Annotated in this window: 25 protein-coding genes; 16 read left to right on the forward strand and 9 right to left on the reverse strand. The window is 68.4% G+C overall.

From position 1 onward, the window contains the following. Positions 1 to 296: 296 nt before the first annotated feature. Both AC1DER_RS06190 and AC1DER_RS06195 read right to left on the reverse strand, forming a co-directional pair. Positions 297 to 1,700, reverse strand: coding sequence for an NAD(P)(+) transhydrogenase (Re/Si-specific) subunit beta (locus AC1DER_RS06190; protein ID WP_441817566.1), 1,404 nt, complete (start codon positions 1,698 to 1,700; stop codon positions 297 to 299). Then, positions 1,697 to 2,011, reverse strand: coding sequence for an NAD(P) transhydrogenase subunit alpha part 2 (locus tag AC1DER_RS06195; RefSeq protein ID WP_441817567.1), 315 nt, complete (start codon positions 2,009 to 2,011; stop codon positions 1,697 to 1,699). The genes AC1DER_RS06190 and AC1DER_RS06195 overlap by 4 nt, the downstream gene beginning before the upstream one ends. 140 nt (positions 2,012 to 2,151) lie before the next feature. Here AC1DER_RS06195 and AC1DER_RS06200 point away from each other — a divergent pair, with 140 nt between their 5' ends. The 5 genes from AC1DER_RS06200 (at position 2,152) to AC1DER_RS06220 (ending at position 5,375) form a co-directional block, all read left to right on the forward strand. Continuing rightward, positions 2,152 to 2,517 carry a hypothetical protein gene (locus AC1DER_RS06200; protein WP_477247736.1) on the forward strand — a complete coding sequence of 122 codons (366 nt, stop codon included), beginning with the start codon at positions 2,152 to 2,154 and terminating at the stop codon, positions 2,515 to 2,517. 48 nt (positions 2,518 to 2,565) lie between these two features. Beyond that, entirely contained in the window at positions 2,566 to 3,156 is a 591-nt protein-coding gene (locus AC1DER_RS06205; RefSeq protein ID WP_477247754.1) for an RNA polymerase sigma factor, read from the forward strand. Then, complete coding sequence (locus AC1DER_RS06210) at positions 3,153 to 3,575, forward strand: hypothetical protein (protein ID WP_441817569.1); 423 nt, start codon at positions 3,153 to 3,155, stop codon at positions 3,573 to 3,575. The genes AC1DER_RS06205 and AC1DER_RS06210 overlap by 4 nt, the downstream gene beginning before the upstream one ends. A gap of 32 nt (positions 3,576 to 3,607) precedes the next feature. Continuing rightward, positions 3,608 to 4,117 (forward strand): DUF3106 domain-containing protein, encoded by a 510-nt coding sequence (locus tag AC1DER_RS06215; RefSeq protein WP_477247738.1) that lies wholly within the window; start codon positions 3,608 to 3,610, stop codon positions 4,115 to 4,117. Positions 4,118 to 4,232: 115 nt separating this feature from the next. Further along, positions 4,233 to 5,375: an NAD(P) transhydrogenase subunit alpha gene (locus AC1DER_RS06220; RefSeq protein WP_477247740.1), complete on the forward strand. Its 1,143-nt coding sequence runs from the start codon at positions 4,233 to 4,235 to the stop codon at positions 5,373 to 5,375. Positions 5,376 to 5,477: 102 nt separating this feature from the next. Here the strand turns inward: AC1DER_RS06220 and AC1DER_RS06225 are convergent, their stop codons facing one another. After that, positions 5,478 to 7,709 (reverse strand): DUF1631 family protein, encoded by a 2,232-nt coding sequence (locus AC1DER_RS06225; protein ID WP_477357760.1) that lies wholly within the window; start codon positions 7,707 to 7,709, stop codon positions 5,478 to 5,480. Positions 7,710 to 7,871: 162 nt separating this feature from the next. Here AC1DER_RS06225 and AC1DER_RS06230 point away from each other — a divergent pair, with 162 nt between their 5' ends. From AC1DER_RS06230 to AC1DER_RS06240, 3 genes are read left to right on the forward strand one after another with little or no spacing between them, the layout of a single operon-like run. Further along, positions 7,872 to 8,477: a nitroreductase family protein gene (locus AC1DER_RS06230; RefSeq protein ID WP_441817573.1), complete on the forward strand. Its 606-nt coding sequence runs from the start codon at positions 7,872 to 7,874 to the stop codon at positions 8,475 to 8,477. Next, the gene (locus tag AC1DER_RS06235) at positions 8,474 to 9,421 is read left to right on the forward strand and encodes a 5'-3' exonuclease (RefSeq protein ID WP_477248220.1); all 948 of its coding nucleotides are present in this window, start codon (positions 8,474 to 8,476) and stop codon (positions 9,419 to 9,421) included. Before AC1DER_RS06230 ends, AC1DER_RS06235 begins: the two co-directional genes overlap by 4 nt. A 26-nt stretch (positions 9,422 to 9,447) precedes the next feature. Then, positions 9,448 to 10,002, forward strand: a complete 555-nt coding sequence (locus AC1DER_RS06240; protein ID WP_477248222.1) for an NUDIX hydrolase — start codon at positions 9,448 to 9,450, stop codon at positions 10,000 to 10,002. Here AC1DER_RS06240 and AC1DER_RS06245 read toward each other — a convergent pair. From AC1DER_RS06245 to prmC, 3 genes are all read right to left on the reverse strand, one after another. Next, positions 9,999 to 11,414 (reverse strand): sugar porter family MFS transporter, encoded by a 1,416-nt coding sequence (locus AC1DER_RS06245; protein ID WP_477248224.1) that lies wholly within the window; start codon positions 11,412 to 11,414, stop codon positions 9,999 to 10,001. The two genes, AC1DER_RS06240 and AC1DER_RS06245, sit on opposite strands and share 4 nt — an antisense overlap. A 104-nt stretch (positions 11,415 to 11,518) precedes the next feature. Then, on the reverse strand, positions 11,519 to 12,460 hold the full coding sequence (gene pip / locus AC1DER_RS06250) for a prolyl aminopeptidase (RefSeq protein WP_477248226.1): 942 nt from the start codon (positions 12,458 to 12,460) through the stop codon (positions 11,519 to 11,521). 107 nt (positions 12,461 to 12,567) lie between these two features. Further along, the gene (prmC, locus tag AC1DER_RS06255; protein ID WP_477248228.1) at positions 12,568 to 13,428 is read right to left on the reverse strand and encodes a peptide chain release factor N(5)-glutamine methyltransferase; all 861 of its coding nucleotides are present in this window, start codon (positions 13,426 to 13,428) and stop codon (positions 12,568 to 12,570) included. Positions 13,429 to 13,645: 217 nt separating this feature from the next. Between prmC and ahpC the strand changes: the two genes are divergently transcribed. From ahpC to AC1DER_RS06270, 3 genes are all read left to right on the forward strand, one after another. Beyond that, positions 13,646 to 14,209 carry an alkyl hydroperoxide reductase subunit C gene (ahpC, locus tag AC1DER_RS06260; RefSeq protein ID WP_241918628.1) on the forward strand — a complete coding sequence of 188 codons (564 nt, stop codon included), beginning with the start codon at positions 13,646 to 13,648 and terminating at the stop codon, positions 14,207 to 14,209. A gap of 234 nt (positions 14,210 to 14,443) precedes the next feature. Next, the gene (ahpF, locus tag AC1DER_RS06265; RefSeq protein ID WP_477248230.1) at positions 14,444 to 16,033 is read left to right on the forward strand and encodes an alkyl hydroperoxide reductase subunit F; all 1,590 of its coding nucleotides are present in this window, start codon (positions 14,444 to 14,446) and stop codon (positions 16,031 to 16,033) included. A 192-nt stretch (positions 16,034 to 16,225) separates the two neighbouring features. Beyond that, positions 16,226 to 17,161 (forward strand): LysR substrate-binding domain-containing protein, encoded by a 936-nt coding sequence (locus tag AC1DER_RS06270; protein WP_441817580.1) that lies wholly within the window; start codon positions 16,226 to 16,228, stop codon positions 17,159 to 17,161. A gap of 6 nt (positions 17,162 to 17,167) precedes the next feature. On the opposite strand, the gene AC1DER_RS06275 is transcribed toward AC1DER_RS06270, so the two are convergent. From AC1DER_RS06275 to AC1DER_RS06285, 3 genes are all read right to left on the reverse strand, one after another. Beyond that, positions 17,168 to 17,743, reverse strand: coding sequence for a hypothetical protein (locus AC1DER_RS06275; protein WP_441817581.1), 576 nt, complete (start codon positions 17,741 to 17,743; stop codon positions 17,168 to 17,170). 104 nt (positions 17,744 to 17,847) lie between these two features. Further along, positions 17,848 to 18,366 (reverse strand): adenine phosphoribosyltransferase, encoded by a 519-nt coding sequence (locus AC1DER_RS06280; protein ID WP_477248233.1) that lies wholly within the window; start codon positions 18,364 to 18,366, stop codon positions 17,848 to 17,850. Between the two features lie 74 nt (positions 18,367 to 18,440). Further along, the gene (locus tag AC1DER_RS06285; RefSeq protein ID WP_477248235.1) at positions 18,441 to 18,719 is read right to left on the reverse strand and encodes a putative signal transducing protein; all 279 of its coding nucleotides are present in this window, start codon (positions 18,717 to 18,719) and stop codon (positions 18,441 to 18,443) included. A gap of 150 nt (positions 18,720 to 18,869) precedes the next feature. Between AC1DER_RS06285 and AC1DER_RS06290 the strand changes: the two genes are divergently transcribed. The 5 genes from AC1DER_RS06290 (at position 18,870) to AC1DER_RS06310 (ending at position 23,605) form a co-directional block, all read left to right on the forward strand. Further along, entirely contained in the window at positions 18,870 to 20,642 is a 1,773-nt protein-coding gene (locus AC1DER_RS06290; protein WP_477248237.1) for a glutamine--tRNA ligase/YqeY domain fusion protein, read from the forward strand. Between the two features lie 11 nt (positions 20,643 to 20,653). After that, on the forward strand, positions 20,654 to 21,097 hold the full coding sequence (locus tag AC1DER_RS06295; RefSeq protein ID WP_477248239.1) for a hypothetical protein: 444 nt from the start codon (positions 20,654 to 20,656) through the stop codon (positions 21,095 to 21,097). Then, complete coding sequence (locus AC1DER_RS06300; RefSeq protein ID WP_477357763.1) at positions 21,097 to 21,672, forward strand: nucleoside deaminase; 576 nt, start codon at positions 21,097 to 21,099, stop codon at positions 21,670 to 21,672. Before AC1DER_RS06295 ends, AC1DER_RS06300 begins: the two co-directional genes overlap by 1 nt. A gap of 2 nt (positions 21,673 to 21,674) precedes the next feature. Then, complete coding sequence (rlmM, locus tag AC1DER_RS06305) at positions 21,675 to 22,757, forward strand: 23S rRNA (cytidine(2498)-2'-O)-methyltransferase RlmM (RefSeq protein WP_477248243.1); 1,083 nt, start codon at positions 21,675 to 21,677, stop codon at positions 22,755 to 22,757. A 155-nt stretch (positions 22,758 to 22,912) separates the two neighbouring features. Beyond that, positions 22,913 to 23,605 (forward strand): hypothetical protein, encoded by a 693-nt coding sequence (locus tag AC1DER_RS06310; protein ID WP_477357766.1) that lies wholly within the window; start codon positions 22,913 to 22,915, stop codon positions 23,603 to 23,605. Positions 23,606 to 23,647: the final 42 nt, after the last annotated feature.

Below are 23,647 nucleotides of genomic sequence, written 5' to 3' on the forward strand. Positions count from 1 at the left end.
GTGTCCGTGCCCTACTCATTCGCGCGTCCGCTCGGTGAGCTCGGTCCCGGACGCCCGCGAAAGGTTCAAGTAGTTTAAAAGCGACTGCCCGTCATTCCCGCGAAGGCGGGAACCCAGCGACGTTGACCTTGCCCCTTCATCCCCGCGAAGGCGGGAATGACGAAAAGCCCCTCAACCGTTTACGGGAGAGGGGTTGGGGTGAGGCCACCGAAGACCGGGCAATGAATGACTGAAGCGTCGTTCGACGCCAAAACGAAGGCAACGCTCCTGCAGTTGAAGCTTCCGCAGCTGACGCCTCAGTGCCCGCCGCCGTCCAGCGCCTTCAGCTCGCTCACCAGCGCGCTCGCCATCTCCGCGCCGTCGCCGTAGAGCATGCGCGTGTTGTCCTGGTAGAACAGCGCGTTCTCGATACCGGCGAAGCCGGTGCCCTTGCCGCGCTTGATCACGATCGTGTTCTTCGAATTGGTCACGTCCAGGATCGGCATGCCGTAGATCGGCGACGCCGGATCGGTCTTGGCGACCGGATTGACCACGTCGTTGGCGCCGATCACCAGCGAGACATCGGTGTTGGCGAACTCCGGATTGATGTCGTCCATGTCGGCGATCAGGTCGTACGGCACACCGGCCTCGGCCAGCAGCACGTTCATGTGCCCCGGCATGCGCCCGGCCACCGGATGGATCGCGAACTTCACCTTGACCCCGCGCTCCATCAACTTCTGGCTCAGTTCCCAGATCTTGTGCTGCGCCTGCGCCACCGCCATGCCGTAGCCCGGCACGATCACCACGCGCTCGGCATAGGCCATCATCGCCGCGACATCGCCAGCCTCGATCGGCTTCTGCGTACCGCTGATCTCCTGCGCCTGCCCGCCCCCGCCGAAGCTGGAGAACAGCACGCCGTGGATCGGCCGGTTCATCGCCTTGGCCATCAACTGCGTCAGCAGCGTACCGGCCGCGCCGACCATGGTGCCGGCGATGATCAATGCCTCGTTGCCGAGCACATAACCTTCGAACGCCACCGCCAGACCGGTCAGCGCGTTGTACAGCGAGATCACCACCGGCATGTCGGCGCCGCCGATCGGCAGCGTCATCAGCACGCCCAGCGAAAGCGCCAGCACGAAGAACGCGATGATCGCCGGCGTGGCGAGCGTGTTGATGGCGATGCCGCCCATCACGATCATCGCCACGAACACCGCCAGGTTGAACAACTGCTGCCCCGGGAACACCACACGCTTGTCCAGGCGTCCGTCGAGCTTGGCCCAGGCAATGATCGAACCCGACAGCGACACCGAACCGATCGCCGCGCCGATCACCGCCAGCACCAGCGATGTCATCGGCGGCGCCTGGCCCTCGCCGGAGAAACGCAACAGCTCGACCGCACCGATCGCCGCCGCCGAACCGCCACCCATGCCGTTGTACAGCGCAACCATCTGCGGCATGTCGGTGATGGCGACCTTCTTGCCCGACACCCACGCCGCTGCGGTACCGATACCCAGCGCCAGCACGATCAGCGCCATGTTGTGCAGGCCCGGCAGCAGGAACGTCGCCACCGTCGCGATCACCATGCCCAGGCCGGCCCAGCGGATGCCGCTGCGCGCACTGACGGGCGAGGCCATGCGCTGCAGGCCCAGCAGGAACAAGGTGGCGGCAACGAAATAGCTGGCCGCGGCGATCCACGCGAATGCGTTCTGGACGCCGCTCATGCCTTGCCTCCGCTCTGGCCGGCGCCGGGCTTGCGGCTGGCCTTGAACATTTCCAGCATGCGCTCGGTGACGACGTAGCCACCGGCGGCATTGCCGGCGCCGAGCAGGACGGCGACGAACCCGATGACCTTTTCCAGCGTCGTGTCGGCATGGCCGAGCACGACCATGGCGCCGATCAGGACGATGCCGTGGATGAAGTTGGACCCGGACATCAGCGGGGTATGCAGGATCACCGGCACCCGCGAGATGATCACGTGGCCGGCGATGGCCGCCAGCATGAAGATGTACAGAGCTACCAACCCGTCACCCATCATCCGTACCCCATCTCGATGTCTCCCGCATCATAACCGCGGATGAACGCGGCGCCAGCGCTGTCAACCGCCGCCACCGGCGGGCGTTGTCTCCCCCGCAGGACGGGCCATGCCGGCTCGTCGGACCGGGAGAAACCGCAATGAGGCATGCAGCACGCAAGCGCACGCTGTTGGCAGCACTCGGGATCGTGTGGTTGATGACCGCCCCCAGCGCATTCGCCGGCGACCGGGGCGACCGGGTCGAGCAGCGGATGGACCGCAAGGGCGACCGCATCGACGCGCGCCTGGACGCCCGTGGCAACCGCATCGACCACCGCCTGGACCAGCGTGCCGCCTGGCAGCAGGCACTCGGCCATGACCGCCGCGCCTACCAGCTGGACAGGAAAGGTGACCGCATCGAGCGCCGCCTGGACCGCCGCGGCGACCTCGCCGATGCGCGCTGGGACCGTCGTGGCGACCGCTTCGACGCCCGCTGGGATTATCAGCATGGAGACCGTCGGCATTAAGCCAGGCCCCGTATGCTTCGACCCGTGAGCCGCGAACCCGAAGACAACGTGCTGACCGCCACTGCGGCGCAGGCACACGTGCGCGCCGCCTCCAGCGAGGAGGCGGTCGCGCGCTTGCCGGCATCGCTGGAGGAGTTCCTGGCGGGTGTGGGCACGCGCGCCTTCCGCTTCGCCGAACTCGGCCTTCGCCAGCGCGAGGATTCGCTCGACGCCGTGCAGGACGCGATGATGAAGATGCTGTCCTACCGCGACCGCCCCGCCGAGGAATGGACGCCGCTGTTTTGGAGCATCCTGCGCAGCCGCATCGTCGATGTTCAGCGCCGCCGCACGTTCCGCCTGCGCTGGCTGATGCCGACGCCGCATTTGGACAAGAACGGGCGCGACGACGGCCCCTTGGACTGGGCCGACGACGGCCCCGATCCGTCGCGCACGTTCGACGGACGCGAGGCCTACGCCAAGCTGTCCGAAGCACTGGCAACACTGCCGCGCCGGCAACGCGAGGCCTTCAGCCTGCGCATCCTGGAAGAACTCGACGTCGCCACGACCGCGCGGGCGATGGGCTGCAGCGAAGGCGCGGTCAAGACACACCTGTCGCGCGCACGCGAAGCGCTGCAGCGACAACTGGAGGACTGGCGATGAGCCGCAACGAACAAGACGAGCGCACCGCTGACGAGCGCGCATTCGACCAGGCCATGCGCCGCCTGCACGCGCAGGCCGTGGACCAGGTCTCGCCGGCGACACGCACGCGCCTGCGCGTTGCGCGTCAGGCAGCCACCACCCCGGCGTCTGCGCGCGATCGCCGCCGCGGCCCGGGCTGGGTGATGGCCAGCGGCTTCGCCGCGGTGTTCGCGCTGGCGATCGGACTGCTGCTGCGGCCGTCGCCGCAGGCACCGGTACCGGCAGCAGCCGTGGCCGTGTCCCAGCCCGCGGCGGCAGTCGCAACGACGGCCGCGCCGCACTACGACCCCGACAGCGCCGTCGCCGTCCTCGACGAAAACCCCGACCTCTACCTGTGGCTGGCAGCGAACGACGATGCCATGCCGGATCTTGAACAGTGATGATCTGGAACAGTGACATGCGGAGCAACGACATGCGCAAGGTTTCCCTTCCCTCCAGCCTCGGGCGCGTTGCAACCGTGATGGCGCTGCTGCTGGCGGTTACGCCGGCATTCGCGGCCGATCCGCCCAAGGCCGCAGCGCCGGCCGCGACCAGCGCGCCTGCAGCCGCACCTGCCAAGCCATTGCCCGCCTGGGAGCAGCTCACCCCGGCGCAACGCGAGCAATTGATCGCGCCGGTTCGCGAGCGCTGGAACAGCCAGCCCTACGAGCGCCAGCGCATGCTCGATCGCGCCGGGCGCTGGCAGGAGATGACCCCCGACCAGCGCCAGCGCGCGCGTCACGGCATGAATCGCTGGGAGCACATGAGCCCGGAGCAGCGCGAACAGATGCGGGCGCTGTACGCCCGGATGCGCGGCCTCGACGACGCGCAGCGTGCCACGCTCAAGGAGCAATGGCGGGCGATGACGCCCGAACAGCGCCGCGCCTGGGTGCAGGCGAACCCCGCCCCGGCCGACAGCGACGACCAGCCACGGCGCCGCTGACAGGCGCAGCTCGCAGGCGCCAGCCGGAGCCGGCTGGCGGCGATCTCCGCGGCCAGGGGTCGCCAGCAAGCTCGCTCCTACACTAGGATGCAGCCATCAGGTTCTGGAGCGGAGCATGGCGGGCATCACCATTGGCGTTGCAAGCGAGACCGCAACCGGCGAACGCCGTGTCGCCGTGACTCCGGAAACGTGCAAGAAACTCGTTGCGCGAGGTGCGCGCGTGCGTGTGCAGCGTGGCGCCGGCCGTGCGGCCAGCTTCGACGACCAGGCCTACAGCGACGCCGGTGCGGAACTCGCCGATGACGCCGCCGCGGCATGGGCCGATGCCGATGTCGTGATGTGCGTGCAACCGCCGGGCGCGCAGGCAATTGCCGGGCTGCGCCAGGGCGCAGTGCTGGTCGGCATCCTTGCGCCGCAGGGCGACGCGGCACGCGGCGAAGCCATCGCCGCGCGCGGCCTGCTCGCCTTTCCGCTCGAACGCCTGCCGCGCACCACGCGCGCGCAGGCGATGGACGTGCTCAGTTCGCAGGCCGGCATGGCCGGCTACAAGGCCGTGCTGATTTCCGCGCAGCTTGCGCCGCGCTTCTTCCCGATGCTGACCACCGCGGCCGGCACCATCCGGCCATCGAAGGTGCTCATCGTCGGCGCCGGCGTCGCCGGTCTGCAGGCGGTGGCGACAGCCAAGCGCCTGGGCGCGCAGGTCGAAGGTTTCGACGTGCGCCCGGAGACGCGCGAGCAGATCGAATCGCTCGGCGGCAAGTTCCTCGACCTGGGCGTCAGTGCCGCCGGCGAAGGCGGCTATGCGCGTGCGCTCACCGATGAGGAGCGCGCCGAACAGCAGCGTCGCCTGGGCGAACATCTCAGGGGCATCGACGTCATCGTCTGCACGGCCGCCGTGCCGGGCCGTCCGGCGCCGAAGATCATCACCGCGACCATGGTGGCCGGGATGAAGCCGGGCAGCGTGATCGTCGACCTCGCCGCCGAAACCGGCGGCAACTGCGAACTGACGCAGCCGGGCGAAACCATCGAGCGCAATGGCGTCACCATCGCCGGCCCGCTCAACCTCGCCAGCAGCGGCGCGGTGCATGCCAGTGAGATGTACGCGCGCAACCTGCTCAACTTCGTCAGCCTGTTCGTGACCGAGGAAGCGTCGAAAGAAGGTCGCCTTGCCATCGACTGGAACGATGAGCTGCTGGCGCGCACGGTATGGCCGGAGCGTGAGGCACCGGCGCCGGCACCCTCACCAGCGCAGGCCTAGCCTTCGCGCAAACCGTCATCCCCGCGCTGGCGGGAATCCATGGACGTTGCCTTGACCGGCCCCGGCGTCCGCCGGGGCGAGATTGAATCGCCGGGACAACGCTCAGCGCGCGACCGGCGCCCTGTCCAGATGACGACGCACCTGCCGCATCGCCTCGTCGAAGGCGGTGCGTTCGGCGCCGATGGTCAGGCGCCCGGCGCTGGCCAGTGCGGCCAGTTCTTCCGGCGAGGCGACCAGCATGCGGATGCCGCGGCGGTTGACCAGCAGGAAGCGTGACGTCAGCGGGCTGACCCAGGCGATCTTGGCCGCCACCGACTCGCCCTGCGGGTCGGTCAGGCGCACCCAGTCGCCCGATTCCAGGCTGCGCATGCGCTCGGCCAGGATCTGGTCGTGGCTCATGGTGTCGGTGCCGCCGGCGAGCCACAACTTGCGCTCGTTCTCGGTGACATCGTCCTCGGGCATGGTCAGCGGCGGCGCCGGGCGACGGCGACGCGGCGTGTCCGGTGTCGCCAGCGCGCGCACCAGGCCAGCCATGCCGTGTTGCGCGGCGCTGTCGTCGAGGCCGGAACTGGCCAGGCATTCGACAATCGCCGGATGCAGCGCCAGCAGCTGGTCGGCCAACTCGCGGCCGCGGTTCTGCTCGGCCATGCGATCGGCCATCAACAGCGCATCGCCCAGGGCGATGGCTTCGGCGTGGCGGCGCGGATCGGCGCCGTCGCGCAGCAGCGTCTGCACCACGTGGTGGCGCCAGGGCATCGCCAGGAAATCGGCTACGGCCTGGGTCAGCTCCGGCTCGGCAAGGCGGTCGGTCAGCGCCGACTCGGCCTGCTCGCGCGCGGCGCCCAGGCGCTCGCGGCCATAGGTGGCCTTGGCGGCGCGCTGCTCCTGCATTTCGATGCGGCGGCGCTGCTGCGCCAGCAGGGCGTCGAGCTCGGCATGGGCCAACTCGAACACGGCCAGGTCTTCGTTGTATTCGGAGACGATGCGCTGCGAGATCTCGGTGGCGCGATCGAGCAGTTCGCGATCCTGCGCGGTCTCGGCGTCGTTGCCTTCGCAGGCCTCGGTGATCGCGTCGAGCAGACGGCGCGCCGGGTGCTCGCGCTTGACGAACACGCCGTTGTCGGTCAGCGCGACCTTCACGTATGGCAGCACCAGGCGCGCATACAGGCGGCGGGCGCGATCCTGCAGGGCGTTGTGCTTGAACAGCGAGTCGAACAGCAGCGCGACCAGGTCGATCGCGTCCTCTTCCTCGGAGCTGAAACAGGCCTGTTCGGGATTGAGGCCGAGGCGGCGGGCGCCGTCCTGGATATGGTCGCGGATCGTCTCGCCCAGCCTGCCGGTCACTGCCAGCGCGCGCGCGAACGCATCCGGCGGCTCGGCCTGCAGCAGCGAGGCAACGCTGAGGATTTCATCGACGCGCAACTCGCGGCGCGGCCCGCCGACGCGCGTGGACACCGAGCCCGGGCTGGCGTCGGCCCTCGGCGCGCTTTCGCGCCAGGCATGCAACTGGCTGCGCAACTCGGCCAGCTCGCTGGCCATCGCCGCCATGTCCTGGTTGGACATGGGGGTCGACAGGGTCCGTCCGAAATTGCCCGCCCCGGAGGCGTGGGCGAACGACGGCCCAGCACCGGGACCACCGAAACCATCGCCGCCCGAGAAGCCCTGCGCCGGCCCGTAGCCGTCGCCCTGGCCGCCGCGCTCGCGGCGCGAGTCGTCGCCGCGCGGCGCCGGCGTGGCCGGAGCGGCGCTGCCATAGCCGGACGTCGCCAATACGGTATTGACGCGTGCGTACAACTCGCCGAGCACGCGGACCAGCTCGGTTTCGTAATGACGGAACAGGCGTGCGCGCAGCGTGTCCGGGACCTGCGCTTCCAGGAAGGTCTGGGAAAAGGCCGCGACCAGGCGGTCCGGACCGATCGGGTTGACCCCCATCGGCACGCGCATCGCCTCGGAGAGGGTCTGCAGGCGGCTTTGCAGGGTGTCCAGGGGGCGCGCGAACCGCGCCACCAGCGCCTCGTTCAGGCGGCCGCTGGCAAGCTCGTATTCCAGTTGCTGCTCGTCCACCAGGCGCAGCTGGACTTCGCCGCCGCTGCGGATCCGCAGCGCCCGGAAGTCATCGAAGCCCTGCGCGACCTGCTGGCGGAAACGCATGACATGCGACGCCTGCTGCTGGCGCAGCACCCACAACGCAGCCTGCTCTTCGTAGAAGTTGTTTTTGCCATCGGTCTTGAGGGAGGCGAGCTTGAGCGCGTCCTCGATCGGGCCATAGAGCGTCCCCGGCAGCCCGCCGAGCGCTTCCAGGGCCTGACGCTTGATCTCCTCAAGCATGCGCATCGGATCGGTACGCGTAGCTTGAGCGACGCCGTGCGGATAGCCGGACACTAGCTTGTTCCCCAGAGTTGCGTGGACCGAATCTGCCGTGCGCCGGCAGGTGGTAGGCGCATAGTGGCAAGATACGACCTCGCCTTGCAGGCCCACTTTGAGCAATTGTGACTGATGTCGCGAAACACTTCTGACCCGTCCCGGGATTTCGACCTCGCCCTCGCCCCTTTGGACGCCCGCCGCTCGGTCCCGCCGAAGCAGCTGGGCGAGCCCGGCCCCGATCCGGACACCCTGATGCGCCTGCTGCGCTCGGCCGTACGGGTCCCCGACCACGGCAAGCGGGTGCCTTTCCGCTTCATCAGCTTCAGCGGCGACGCCCGCCATGCGTTTGGCGAACGCCTGGCCCAGCGCAGCCGCCAGCGCGATCCGGACGCCAGCGACGCGGTCATCGAGAAGGACCGGACGCGATTCTCCCACGCCCCGCTGGTGGTCGCGGTGATCGGACAACTCGGGCCGGACGAGAAGATTCCCGAATCTGAACGCTTTTCCACGGCTTCCTGCGTCTGTTTCGCCCTGCTCCAGGCCGCGCAGGCACTGGGCTACGGTGCGATCTGGCTGACCGGCTGGCTGGCCTATGACGCCCAGGTCGGCCAATGGCTGGGCCTTGGCGAGCACGAGCGCGTCGTCGGCTTTGTCCATATAGGTACGCCGAAGCTGGACGCGCCCGAACGCGAGCGCCCCGACCCGGCCGCCCTGCTGAGCGCGTGGTCACCGGCATGAGCAGCGTCGACGCCGCAGCGCCCGCACCGGGGCAGACGCTTTACCTGGTCGACGCGAGCATGTACGTGTTCCGCGCCTGGCACTCGATGCCCAACGAATTCCACGACGCCGACGGCTGGCCGACCAACGCCGTGCACGGCTTCGCCCGCTTCCTGCTGGAGCTGATCGACCGCACCCGCCCGCAGCACATCGCCATCGCCTTCGACGAAGCGCTCGACTCGTGCTTCCGCAATGCGCTGTACCCGGCCTACAAGGCCAACCGCGAGTCGGCGCCGGAAGAGCTCAAGCGCCAGTTCGTCCACTGCAAAGCGCTGTGCAGCGCGCTCGGCCTGGCGGTGCTGTCGCACGGCCAGTACGAAGCCGACGACCTGATCGGCAGCGCCGTGCATGCCGCCCGCGGCAACGGTTTCCGCTCGGTGATCGTTTCGGCCGACAAGGACCTGTCGCAGCTGCTCGGCGATCACGACGAGCAGTGGGACTTCGCCCGCGGCCAGCGCTGGGGCGCGGCCGGCGTGCCCGAGCGCCACGGCGTGCAGGCGCGGCAGATCGCCGACTATCTGGCGCTCACCGGCGATGCCGTCGACAACATCCCCGGCGTGCCCGGCATCGGCGCCAAGACCGCGGCCGCGCTGCTGGCGCATTTCGACACCCTCGATGGGTTGCTCGCCCGGGTCGAGGAAGTGCCCTACCTGCGCCTGCGCGGCGCCGCCAGCGCAGCGGCGAAACTGCGCCAGCATCGCGAACAGGCGTTGCTGTGCCGGCAGCTGACCACGATCGCGCTCGACGCGCCGCTGGGCGACACCGGCCTGCAGTTCGTGCGCGGCAACGGCGACAGCGCCGGCCTTGGCGTGCTGTGCGATGCGGTCCGCTTCGGCCCGATGACACGACGCCGCCTGTATCAGTCGGCCGGCCTCGACTTCGCCACGTCACAGGCCCAGGCGTAGCATTCGGCAAAACACCAGGGCGCCCCATGGACGATCACGCACAAGAACCGCTGGAAACCCTCTACGAAGGCCCCTGGCTGCGCATGCGCCGGCGTGGCCGCTGGGAGTACGTGGAGCGCACCAACGGCGACGGCATGGCGGTGATCGTGGTCGCGGTGACGCCGGAGGACAAGGTGCTGTTCGTCGAGCAATACCGGGTGCCGCTGGGCGCGCGAACGATCGAGATGCCGGCGGGACTGGTCGGCGACGACCATGCCGGCGACACACTGGAAGCGGCGGCGCGGCGCGAACTGATCGAGGAAACCGGCTGGTCGGCGCAGCGCGTCGACGTGCTGCTGGTCGGCCCGACCTCGGCCGGCATGAGCAACGAGCGCATCGCCTTCGTGCGCGCGCGCGGCTTGAGCAAGGTCGGCGACGGCGGCGGCATCGACAACGAGGACATCACCGTCCACGAAATCCCCCGCGCGCAGGCACCGGCATGGCTGATGCAGAAGCAGCGCGAGGGCTACGAGCTGGACCTGAAGCTGTGGGCCGGGCTGTGGATGATCGAGCACAACCCGGACGGCTCAGCGGCGCTCTAGTCGCGCATTTCCTCGAGCTCCATGCCCTTGGTCTCGCGCACCGAGGTCAGCACGAACACCAGCGAGCCCAGCGCGAACAGCGCATACAGGCCATAGGCGAACGACAGCCCGATCTCGGCCAGCGACGGGAACGAACTGGTGATGACGAAGTTGGCGATCCACTGCGCCGAAGCCGCCACCGCCAGCGCGATCGCGCGGATGCGATTGGGGAACATCTCGCCCAGCAGGACCCACACCATCGGCCCCCAGCTCAGGCCGAAGAACACGACGTAGGCATTGGCGGCCACCAGCGCGACCATGCCCCACGGCTCGGGCAGGCTCAGTTGGGAACCGCTGCCGGTCGCCTGCGAGAAGCACCACGCCATCAGCGCCAGGGTGACGGCCATGCCGGCCGAACCGATGGTCAGCAGCGGCTTGCGGCCGATCCTGTCGACCAGGGCGATGGCGACCAGCGTCACCAGCACGTTGACCACCGAGGTCACCACGGTGATCGTGAACGAGTCGGCCTCGCTGAAGCCCACCGAATGCCACAACGTGGACGAGTAATAGAAGATCACGTTGATGCCGACGAACTGCTGGAACACCGACAGCGCGATGCCGATCCACACCACCGGCAGCAACCCGGCGCGCGGACCGCGCAGATCCTTGAGCGTGGGACGGTACTCAGAACTCAGGCTGTTCTGGATGTCGCTGACCTTCTGGTCGAGCGCCGATTCGCTGTTGAGACCCAGCACCTGGCGCAGCACGTCGCGCGCTTCACGCGGGCGGCCACGCGCAACCAGGTGACGCGGCGACTCCGGCACGCCCAGCACCAGTGCGCCGTAGATCAGCGCCGGCACCACCGCGACCAGGAACATCCAGCGCCACGCCTCCAGCCCGAACCACAGCTTTCCTGCAGCGCCACCGGCCAGTCCTGCCAGCCATGAATCGCTGAGCAGCGCCATGAAGATGCCAAGCACGATCGCCAGCTGCTGCAGCGAACCCAGGCGGCCGCGCACCGCCGCCGGCGAGACCTCGGCGATATAGGTAGGCGCGATGACCGAGGCCACGCCCACGCCTATGCCACCCATCACGCGCCAGAACATCAGGTCGAGCACGCCGAACACCAGCCCCGAGCCGAGCGCACTGACGGCGAGCAGCAACGCAGCCACCTGCATCGTGCGGACGCGACCGAAGCGGTCGGCGAGCGGCCCGGCGTACCAGGCGCCCAGCGCGGAGCCCAGCAGCGCGCACGACACGGCGAAGCCGGTCTGCGCCGCACCGAGGCCGAAGCCACCGCGGATGGCATCGACGGCACCGTTGATGACCGCGGTATCGAAGCCGAACAGGAATCCGCCCAGAGCGGCGGCGGCGGATATCAGCACCACGCGTGCGGTGACGTGTTGTTGCTCGGACTCGGCAATCGCGCTCATTCGGGCTCCCCTGGGGCCGCCTGCTGGCGGCTGTCGGGCGATTCTGCGCGAGGCGGGGGTGGGCCGTCCTTGAATACGTATGCAGCCCCCCCTGGCGCTGCGCGTCAGGCGAAGCGGTCGGTTGCCGTCACCAGCGCGTCGACGTTCTCGGCCTCGAACGCCGAGTGCCCCGATGCCGGCGTGATCACCAGTTCGCTCTTGGGCCAGGCCTTCTTCAGGTCCCAGGCGTTGGCGACCGGGCAGACCACGTCGTAGCGGCCGTGGACGATCACGCCCGGGATGTCGGCGATGCGATGCGCGTCGCGCAGCAACTGGTCGTCGACCTCGAAGAAGCCGCTGTTGACGAAGTAGTGGTTCTCGATGCGCGCGAACGCGAGCGCGAACTGCGGATCCTCGTGGCTCGCGGCGAAATCCGGATCGACGTGCAGGAAGCTGGTCGCGCCTTCCCACACGCTCCATGCCTTGGCCGCGGCCAGGCGCGTGGCTTCGTCGGAGGAGGTCAGGCGGCGGTGGAACGCGCTGATCAGGTCGTGGCGCTCGACCACCGGGATTGCCTTCAGGTAGTGCTCCCACGCATCCGGGAACAGGCGCGAGGCGCCGTCCTGGTAGAACCACTCCAGCTCCCAGCGACGCAGCATGAAGATGCCGCGCAGGACCAGTCCGGTCACGCGCTGCGGATGTGCCTGGGCATAGGCCAGCGCCAGCGTCGAACCCCACGAGCCGCCGAACACCTGCCACTTGTCGATGCCCAGCTTGCCGCGCAGCTTCTCGATGTCGGCAACCAGGTCCCAGGTGGTGTTGTCGACCAGGTCGGCGTGCGGCGTCGAGCGGCCGCTGCCGCGCTGGTCGAACAGCACGATCCGGTACTTGGCCGGGTCATGAAAGCGCCGCATCTTCGGGCTGCAACCCGCACCTGGACCACCGTGCAACAGCACCACCGGTTTGCCGTCGGGATTGCCGCACTGCTCGAAATAGAGCGTATGGCGCCCGTCGACCTGGAGGGTGCCGCTGTCGAAGGGTTCGATCTCGGGATAGAGCGTGCGCATCGCGGGGCCTCGCCTGGGCAGGGGTGCAAATCAGAGGTCGGCAATTCTAGCCGCTGGGCATGCACGCCAATGCATGCATGCCAATGCCGGCGCGCGCCGGCAGGCGTCTACTGCGGCAAACGCCCGAGCGTCACACGGTCGCGCTGTTCCCAGTCGGTGGCGGTTTCGACCTGCTGCAATCCCGCCGCCAGCATCAGTTCGCGCACCGCACCGCCCTGCTCCCAACCGTGCTCGATCAGCAGCCATCCGCCCGGCGCCAGATGGTCGGGCGCGTCGGCGACGATGACGCGGATCGCGTCGAGGCCATCGTGGCCGGAGGCCAGCGCGCTGCGCGGCTCGAAGCGCAGGTCGCCCTGTTGCAGGTGGGCATCGTCGTCGGCGATGTATGGCGGATTGCTCGCGATCAGATCGAAGCGTTCGCCCGCCAGCGGCGCCAGCCAGTCGCCATGGCGGAACTCGACGCGCGCCAGGCCGAGCAGTCCGGCGTTTGCGCGCGCCACCGCCAGTGCCGGTTCGCTGACATCGACCGCCACCACCTGGGCCTGCGGCCGCTCGTGCGCCAATGCCAGCGCGATGGCGCCGGTCCCGGTGCCCAGGTCGGCGATGCGCAGCGCGCGGCCGGCCGGCAGGCGTTCCAGCGCCAGTTCGACCAGGCGCTCGGTTTCGGGACGGGGAATCAGCGTGGCCGGGGTCACTTGCAAGTCGAATCGCCAGAAACCGCGCTCGCCCAACAGGTAGGCCACCGGTTCGCCGGCAAGCCGTCGCAGTAGCAGGCGCTCGAAATCGGCTGCGCGGACGGAATCGGGTACGTCCTCGCCGTGGCTGTACAGCCAGGTCGACGACACGCCCAGGGCGTGCGCCAGCAGCCGTTCGGCCTCGGCGCGGGCCTCATCGCCGGGCAGGCGCGCAGCGGCATCGGCCAGCAGCCGGGCCACCGTCGCCGCACCTGAATGGGAGGAGTCGTTCATCGCGGCATTGTCGCGTGCGCGGCCGGGCGGCGCGAGCCGGCGCGCCTTGACGCCGGCGGAAACATCCGCACCTCAGGATGGATAAGCGCCGCCTATCTGCCCGACCAGCCATAGGCTGTGCCTATTGAATCAATTCCATCAATCAACTTGATGGATCACCCCATCTTCCTTAACCTCTGTCCATCGCTTCCACCCACCCCGCATAAGGAATCCCCTGATGTCGCTGATCAACACCCAAGTTCTTCCGTTCAAGGCCACTGCCTACAAGAACGGCGAGTTCGTCGAAGTCACCGACGCCACCCTGAAGGGCAAGTGGTCCGTGGTGTTCTTCTACCCGGCCGACTTCACCTTCGTCTGCCCGACCGAGCTGGGCGACCTGGCCGACAACTACGCCGAGTTCCAGAAGATGGGCGTGGAGATCTACGGCGTGTCCACCGACACCCACTTCACCCACAAGGCCTGGCACGACACCTCCGACACGATCAAGAAGATCCAGTACCCGCTGATCGGCGACCCGACCGGCGTGATCACCCGCAACTTCGGCGTGATGATCGAGGAAGCCGGCCTGGCCGATCGCGGCACCTTCGTGATCGATCCGGACGGCAAGATCCAGATCGTCGAGATCAACGCCGGCGGTATCGGCCGCGATGCCTCCGAGCTGCTGCGCAAGGTCAAGGCTGCCCAGTACGTCGCCGCCCACCCGGGTGAGGTCTGCCCGGCCAAGTGGCACGAGGGCGAGAAGACCCTGAAGCCGTCGCTGGACCTGGTCGGCAAGATCTAAAGCCGTTCCGATGCCCCTCTCCCGCACGGGAGAGGGGTGGGGCCAGGGCGCCACGCTTTTCACAGCGGCCCGCCCCGACCGTCCGCCCCCGCGGACCACGGCCGGCCAGATGCCCGCCAGTTTTCCTTTTTGGATGTCGCGACGTTCGGGCAGCTCTCCCTCCCTCCCTGCCCGGGCGCTCGCGGCGTTCATTCCGAACAAAGCCGTCTCGAACAAACGATGGAGCCGTCCCCCATGTTGGATGCCGATCTCAAGACCCAGTTGCAGGCGTACCTGGAAAAGGTCACACAACCAATAGAGCTGGTCGCCTCGCTCGACGACGGCGAAAAGTCGCGCGAGCTCGAGGCCCTGCTGCAGGACGTCGCCTCGCTGTCGGACAAGATTTCCTATGCGCGCCGCGATGACGATGCGCGCAAGCCTTCGTTCGCCATCAACCGCCTCGGCACCGATGTCGGCGTGCGCTTCGCGGGCATTCCGATGGGCCATGAATTCACCTCGCTGGTGCTGGCCCTGCTGCAGGTCGGCGGCCATCCGTCGAAGGCTGCGCCGGAACTGCTCGAGCAGGTCCGCGACCTCGAAGGCGAGTACGTGTTCGAAACCTTCATGTCGCTCTCGTGCCAGAGCTGCCCGGACACGGTGCAGGCGCTGAACCTGATGAGCGTGATCAACCCCAACATCCGCCACGTTGCCATCGACGGCGCGCTGTACCAGGACGAGGTCGAGCAGCGCCAGGTGATGTCGGTGCCGACCGTGTTCCTCAACGGCCAGCCGTTCGACCAGGGCCGCATGACCATCGAGCAGGTGCTGGCCAAGCTCGACACCGGCGCCTCGCAGCGCGATGCCGAGAAGATCGGCGGCAAGGCGCCGTTCGATGTGCTCGTCGTCGGCGGTGGCCCGGCCGGCGCTGCAGCGGCGATCTACGCTGCGCGCAAGGGCATCCGCACCGGCATCGCCGGCGAGCGCTTCGGTGGCCAGGTGCTCGACACCATGGCGATCGAGAACTTCATCTCGGTGACCTACACCGAGGGCCCGAAGCTGGCCAGCGCACTGGAGCAGCACGTGCGCGAGTACGACGTCGACATCATGAACCTGCAGCGCGCGAGCAAGCTGGTTCCGGCCAGCGAGCCGGGCGGCCTGATCGAGATCCAGCTGGAAAACGGCGCGTCGCTGAAGTCGCGCAGCGTGGTGCTCGCCACCGGCGCACGCTGGCGGCAGATGAACGTGCCCGGCGAAGACCAGTACCGCAACAAGGGCGTGGCCTATTGCCCGCACTGCGATGGCCCGCTGTTCAAGGGCAAGCGCGTGGCGGTGATCGGCGGCGGCAACTCCGGCGTCGAGGCCGCGATCGACCTGGCCGGCATCGTCAGCCACGTCACCCTGATCGAGTTCGACAACCAGCTGCGCGCCGACGAAGTCCTGCAGCGCAAGCTGCGCAGCCTGGCCAATGTCACCATCGTCACCAGCGCCCAGACCACCGAGGTGCTCGGCGATGGCCAGAAGGTCAACGGCCTGGTCTACAAGGACCGTGTCGGCGGCGACTCGCACCGGGTCGAGCTGGAAGGCGTGTTCGTGCAGATCGGCCTGCTGCCCAACACCGAATGGCTCAAGGGCACGGTGGCGTTGTCGCCGCGCGGCGAGATCGAAGTGGATGCGTTCGGACGTACGTCGATCCCGGGCGTGTTCGCCGCAGGCGACGTCACGACCGTGCCGTACAAGCAGATCGTGATTGCGATGGGTGAAGGCTCCAAGGCTGCGCTGAGCGCGTTCGACCACCTGATCCGCACCAGTGCACCGGCGGAAAACGCGACCGCGGTTGCAGCCTGATTCGATTGATACCGTCATTCCCGCGAAGGCGGGAACCCAGCGTCTTCGCAATCTGATTGCACAAAAAGCCACTGGGTCCCCGCCTTCGCGGGGATGACGATGCGAGTAGGGTCAAAAGTGGCCACAACGTTTTAGATCGAAAGAAGAGCCGAAGTTGTCCGTCGCCCCACAAGCCGTGTTGGAGAAACACCCTTGAACCTGCGCGACCTCAAGTACCTGGTAGCCCTCGCCGATCACAAGCACTTTGGCCGCGCCGCCGCGGCCAGCTTCGTCAGCCAGCCGACGCTGTCGACGCAGATCAGGAAACTCGAGGACGAGCTCGGCGTCGCGCTGGTCGAACGGGCGCCGCGCCGGGTGATGCTGACGCCGGTGGGGCGCGAAGTCGCCGAGCGCGCGCGCAAGGTCATCGCCGATGTCGAGCAGATGGCCGAGATCGCGCGCCGCAGCCAGGATCCGGAGGCCGGCACGGTCCGGCTCGGCCTGTTCCCCACGCTGGGCCCCTATCTGCTCCCGCACGTGGTGCCGGGCCTGCGCCAGCGCTTCCCGCGCCTGGAGCTGCTGCTGGTCGAGGAAAAGACCGACCAGATCCTCGCGCGCCTGCGCGACGGCCGCCTGGACGCCGGCCTGCTTGCGCTACCGATCCACGACGACCAGTTGCACGTCGAAGTGCTCTTCGACGAGCCGTTCCTGCTGGCCGTTCCGCAACACCACCCGATGGCCGACCAGGATTCGCTCGACGTCCAGGACCTCGACAACCAACACCTGCTCCTGCTCGAGGAAGGCCACTGCCTGCGCGACCAGGCGCTGGACGTGTGCCACATGGCCGGTGCCGGCGAACGCGACGGCTTCCGCGCCACCAGCCTGGAAACGCTGCGGCAGATGGTCGCCGCCGGTGTCGGCATCACCTTGCTGCCGGTGCTTGCGGTGCAGCCGCCGGTGCCGGTCTCCTCCGACATCCACCTGCTGCGTTTCCGCGGCGATGCGCCGCACCGGCAGATCGCGATGGTCTGGCGGCGCAGTTCGGCGATGGGCGATTTCCTGATGCAGCTGGCGGGCGAGTTCCGCAAGCTGCCAGCGTCGCTGCTGGTGCCGCCCAGGTCGCACGCCTCGCAGTCGTTGCAGGTGTAGCGCGGCTCATTCCAGGCCGGTCTGGCCGAGGCGATAGCGCGTCAGCACCGTCCCCGCCGCCAGCATCACGGTGATCAGCAACGTGGACACCACGTGCACGCGCGGCCGGTCGGATATCGCGCAGGCCACCATCAGCCCGATCCCCGCCACCTGCACCAGGCGGAACGGAATCAGCAGCGGCCGCAGCCCCATGAGCGGTTCGATGAAGATCCCCCACAGCGCCGCCACGATCAGCATTCCGAAGAACACCTTGCGGGCGTCGTAATAGTGCTTGCGGACATCGATGCTGCCGTCGATCAGTTCAGGCAGGAAGGCATGGCTGGCGATGCACAACGTCCCCGGCCCGATCAGGACATAGGCGAACTCGCCGTAGGTCCAGTCGCGTTCCGAACGCATCGCCCAGAACGACCACCACATCTGGATATGCAGCGCGATCAGCAGCCCTACCCAGACGCCATGCAGCCAGTAGTGATCGACCCGGCGGCGGATCTGCACCATGTTGCCGATGCCGGCGAACAGCTGGGTCAGGCCCAGGCCGAGGACCATCGACACCATGACCGACAGGTAATTGAATGCGTCCATCCACCCGCCCCGGCAGCCGCGCCGCAGTCAGGCTACTGACCGGGCGCGTGGGCGGCGTGAAGTGCCCGTCGCGGGCCTGGTGTCGCGGGCCTAGTGTCGCGGGCCTAGTAGCGAAGCAGGGCGTGCAGGGGCGTCGCACCCCTCCAGCGCGATCTGCCCTGCAATGCTTCCAGCTCGATCAGCACGCTCGCGCCGACCAGTTCGGCGCCCAGTTTCAGCACCAGCTCCTGCGCCGCCGCGAGGGTGCCGCCAGTGGCGAGCACGTCGTCGACGATCAGGGTGCGTTCGCCCGGTCGCAGGGCATCGTTGCGCGCCTGCAGGCGATCGCTGCCGTATTCGAGCTGGTAGGCGACCTCGACCAGCGGCGGCGGCAGCTTGCCCGGCTTGCGCAGCGGCACGAAGCCGGCGTGCAGCTTCTGCGCCAGCGCCGCACCGAAGATGAAGCCGCGCGACTCGATCCCGCACACCGCCTGCACCTCGCTGCCCTGCCAGGGTTCGGCGAGCGCGTCGATGCAGCGGGCGAAACCGCCGGCGTCGGCCAGCAGCGGCGTGACATCGCGGAACACCACGCCCGGCTTGGGAAAGTCGGCGACTTCGCGGATCAGGGATTCGAAAGAGGACATGGGGGCACGGGCGCGGCTGGGCGGGTCACGATACCCGACATGCCGACGGGTTCAGGAGTTGGGTGCCAGCCGGATCAGGCCGGCAGCAGGCCCGGTGGCAGGTCCGACGCTTCCTCACCGGCCTCACCGGCCTCGTCCGGCGGCTGGTTCAGCGGCAGCGCGGCGACTATCTCGCTGGCTTCGGGCCAGACCACATCCGGCACGCACACCAGGATCGTCCCGAACAGGGGCAGCTCGCCCATGCCGCCCAGCAGCGCCTCGCCCTTGAGGAACACCGGGATCTGCTCGGCTTCCAGGGCATGCCGGACCAGGTGCGCGTCGATCAGGTTGGCGGCTTCGTAGACGACTTTCACGGGGGTATCCACGGCAGGGGCTGCGTCCGAGCATACGCCGGCGCAATTGAACGGGCTGCGAGCGCCGCGGAGACGGATTCCGGGCCAGAAACGACGCCATTGTCCGCCAGCGGCTAAACTTCCCGGTCTTCCCCGCCCGTGCGATCCCGAATGTCCGCTACGCCCCACGCCAATGCTCCGACCGCCGTCCCCACCGCCGACGATGCCCTGGCATCCACCAGGCAGGACTTCATCCGGCAGATCGTTCGCGAGGACGTGGCCAGCGGCAAGCACCAGGCGATCAAGACCCGCTTCCCGCCCGAGCCCAACGGCTACCTGCACATCGGCCACGCCAAGGCGATCTGCCTGGACTTCGGCATCGCCCGCGAGTTCGGCGGCGAGTGCAACCTGCGCCTGGACGACACCAACCCGGTCAAGGAAGACCCGGAATACGTCCGCGCGATCCAGGAAGACGTGCGCTGGCTCGGTTTCGAGTGGCACGACCTGCGCCATGCCTCGGACTACTTCGAAGTCATCTACCTGGCCGCCGAGAAGCTGGTGCGCCAGGGCGACGCCTTCGTCTGCGACCTGTCGGCCGATGAGGTGCGCGCCTACCGCGGCACGCTGACCGAGCCCGGCCGCAACTCGCCGTACCGCGACCGCAGCGTCGAGGAGAACCTCGACCTGCTGCGCCGCATGCGCGCCGGCGAGTTCCCCGACGGCGCGCGCACGCTGCGCGCCAAGATCGACATGGCCGCCGGCAACATGAACCTGCGCGACCCGGCGCTGTACCGCATCAAGCACGTCGAGCACCAGAACACCGGCATGGACTGGCCGATCTACCCGATGTACGACTTTGCCCACTCGCTCAGCGATGCGGTCGAAGGCATCACCCATTCGCTGTGCACGCTGGAGTTCGAGGACCACCGCCCGCTCTACGACTGGTGCGTGGACAAGGTTGACCTGGCCAACTCGCCGGACCTGGTTTCTCCGCTGACCAGCAAGGGCCTGCCGTTCGAAGCCAGCAAGCCGCGCCAGATCGAATTCTCGCGCCTGAACTTCAACTACCTGGTGATGAGCAAGCGCAAGCTGATGGCGCTGGTGCAGGCCGGGCTGGTCGATGGTTGGGACGACCCGCGCATGCCGACCCTGCAGGGCATCCGCCGCCGCGGCTACACGCCGTCGGCGCTGCGTTTGATGGTCGATCGCGTCGGCATCAGCAAGCAGAACTCGCTGCTCGACATCTCCATCCTCGAAGGCGCCCTGCGCGACGACCTCGACGCCAGCGCAACGCGGCGCATGGCGGTGATCGACCCGCTCAAGCTGGTGATCACCAACCTGGCCGACGGCCACGAGGAATCGCTGACGTTCCCCAACCACCCCAAGGACGAGAGCGCCGGCGTGCGCACCATGCCGTTCTCCAACGTGCTGTGGATCGAGCGCGAGGACTTCGAGGAAGTGCCGCCCAAGGGTTTCAAGCGCCTGATCCCGGGCGGCGAAGTGCGCCTGCGTGGCGCCGGCATCTTCCGCTGCGACGAAGTGATCAAGGACGGCGACAAGGTCGTCGAGATCCGCGGCGTGCTCGATCCCGAGTCGCGTCCGGGCATGGCCGGCGCCGACCGCAAGATCAAGGGCACGATCCATTGGGTCAGCGCGCAGCATGCGATCGCCGCCGAGATCCGCCTGTACGACCGCCTCTTCAACGTCGCCGATCCGGACGACGACGAAGGCGCCGGCAAGACCTACCAGGACCACCTCAACCCGGATTCGCGCCGCACCGTCACCGGCTATGTCGAGCCGGCGGCCGCGGTCGCCGAGCCGGAGCAGTCGTTCCAGTTCGAGCGCATCGGCTACTTCGTCGCCGACCGCCATGACCATCGCAGCGACGCGCCGGTGTTCAACCGCAGCGTCACCCTGCGTGACACCTGGACCACCAAAGCCTGAGGAGTTTGGCCATGCGTCGTCTGACGACGGTACTGATCGCACTGCTGCTGTGCACGCTGTGCGCCTGCGCCGCCCCCCCTTCGGACGCCGCTGGCGCGGCAACCCCCTCGCCGGTTGCCGCGCCGGTGACTCCAGCCACGCCGGCGCCGGTCGCCGCACCGCCACCTGCACAGTCGGTGGCGGCGCCAGCGAAGCCCGCGGTCGTGAAAATTGATCGCAGCTGCCGCAGCGACGCCGACTGCGCCATCAAGGATGTCGGCAACTGCTGCGGCGCGATGCCTGCCTGCGTCAACGCCAACAGCCCGACCGACCCCGCCAGCGTCCAGGCCGCCTGCGCCAAGAGCGGGCGCATGGGCGTGTGTGGATTCAAGACGATCGACAGCTGCCAGTGCACGCAGGGGCAGTGCAGCGAAGTCTCGTCCGGTCTCGATCCCGGCCCGGAGCAGGTGCGCTGATGCTGTATGCACAGGTTCACCTGACCCTGCCGGCATGGGTGCATGACTCGGTCGACGCCGGCCGCAGTTACGACGGCGACGAGGCCAAGGTCGCCCTCGCGATCGCGTTGTCGCGGCACAACATCGAAGCCGGCAGCGGCGGACCGTTCGGCGCTGCGGTCTTCGGCCCCGACAGCCGCATCATCTCCATCGGCGTCAACCGCGTGCTGCCGCACACCTGCTCGCTGGCGCACGCCGAGACCATGGCCTACATGCTGGCGCAGCAGCGCACCCAGCGCGCGCGCCTGAACGAGGATGCCAACGGTGAGCGCGTTGGCCCGATCACGCTGGCCACGTCCTCGCAGCCGTGCTGCCAGTGCTACGGCGCCACGGTCTGGGCCGGCATCGACCGGCTGCTGATCGGCGCGCGCAGCGATGACGTCGAAGAGCTGACCGAGTTCGACGAAGGCCCCCTGCCCGCCGACTGGACCGGCGAGCTGGAACGCCGCGGAATACAGGTCGTGCGCGACATCCACCGCGACGAAGCACGCGCGGTACTGCGCGTGTACGGCGAACGCGGCGGCGAGCGCTACTGACCATGAACGAAGTAACGCCGATCGTCGACGCGCTGCTGTGCTACTGCCGCCCCGGCTTCGAACCGGAGCTGGCCGCCGAGCTGGGCGAGCGCGCCGCGCGGGTCGACCTGCCCGGTTACGCGCGCACGCAGCGCAACCAGGCCTACGTCGAGTTCCTCGGCACCGATGCCGCCGCGTTGTCGCGCGCACTGACCTTCGACGAGCTGATCTTCGCCCGCCAGAAGCTGTTGCGCCTGGCCGACCTGCAAGGTCTCGACCCTAGCGACCGCATCACGCCGATCCTCGCTGCGCTCGACGCCGCCTACCCCGACGGCAAGCCGTCTGCCTACGGCGACCTGTGGGTCGAGCATCCCGATTCCGACGAGGCCAAGCCACTCGCGGGCCTGGCGCGCGCATTCGGCAATGCGCTGCGACCGGCGCTGCGCAAAGCCGGCTGGCTGACCCGCATCGACGACCCCAGGCGTCCGCGTCTGCACGTGATCTTCCTCGCCGGCGACCACGCCATGCTCGCGCAGGGCAGCCCGCGCGACGGCTCGCCGTGGCCACTGGGCATTCCGCGCCTGCGCATGCATGCGGACGCACCGAGCCGCTCGGCGCTGAAGCTGGAAGAGGCGCTGCTGACGCTGGTCCACGAGCACGAACGCGAAGGACTGTTCCGCGATGGCATGCGCGGCGCCGACCTGGGCGCATCGCCGGGCGGCTGGAGCTGGGTGCTGATGCGCCAGGGCCTGCGCGTGATCTCCATCGACAACGGCCCGGTGCAACCGCACCTGCTCGACAGCGGGCGCGTCGAACACCTGCGCGCGGACGGGTTCCAGTGGCAACCCAAAGGGCCGCTGGACTGGATGGTCTGCGACATGGTCGAGCAACCGCGCCGCGTCGCCGAACGCATGGCCACGTGGATCCGTGAAGGCTGGTGCAAGCACACCATCTTCAACCTGAAGCTGCCGATGAAGAAGCGCTGGGAGGAAACCCGGCTGTGCCTGGAGCTGTTCGAGCGCCAGGCCGAAAGGCCGCTGCTGATCCGCGCCCGCCAGCTCTATCACGATCGCGAAGAAATCACGGTTTTCGCGACGCGGCAATGACGCGTCGCGAAGGGTTCATCGATTTGGCGGCGCGGCAATGACGCCGCCCTCACCTGCGTGAACACTGCACATCGTTGGAACGGGAAATTTATCTGCGGTTGATAACTGCGGTACTAGCGTCGCCTGTGCATCCCAGACAGAGGCGAGAGCAGACAATGAATACCGCGCACACGATCAACACGAAGAAGGTCCTCGCAGCCGCATTGCTGGTCGCGCTCGCATCGAGCGGCACTGCACTGGCACAACGCACCCAGGGCAGCCCGGCCAAGTCGCAGCAGCAGGCCGAAGCCGCGGCGCAGGCGGCCACTGCGAACGCCGAAGCGGCGCGCGACAGTGCCCAGAGCGCGCGTGACGCCACCGCCAATGCGGCGGCAGGCTATGGCCCGCAGACCTCGATGCATGCCAGCGACGCGCAGGACGCTGCCAACCGCTCGGTCAATGCCGCCCATGATGCGCACGCCGCGCAGGACGTCGCCGCCACCGGTGCCAATCCTGCCTCCGGCGCCGCCGAGGCGAGCGAGGCGGCGTCGGCCGCCAGCGCCGCCAGCGCGCAGGCGCAGCAGGCCGCCGAGGCTGCCGTGCAGGCATCGACGCCGCCGGCCCCGGCCGTGCCGGCCACTCCTGCCGTGCCGGCAGTTGCCGCAAAGCAACAGGTCAACGTGACATCGAGCCCGCCGAACTCGACGCTGTCGACCAAGGTCGATTTCGATTCGCTCGACGCTGACCGCGACGGCAATCTCAGCCGCACCGAAGTGGGCACCGACACAACGCTGGCTACCAACTTCGGTCGCATCGACGCCGACCACAACGGTCGCATCAGCCGCAAGGAACTTGCCGGCGGCATGTAAGCCGCAGCTGGATTTCAAATACGCGATTACGAATGTGTGTAC

It is taken from the genome of Lysobacter sp. 05T417 (assembly GCF_056396405.1).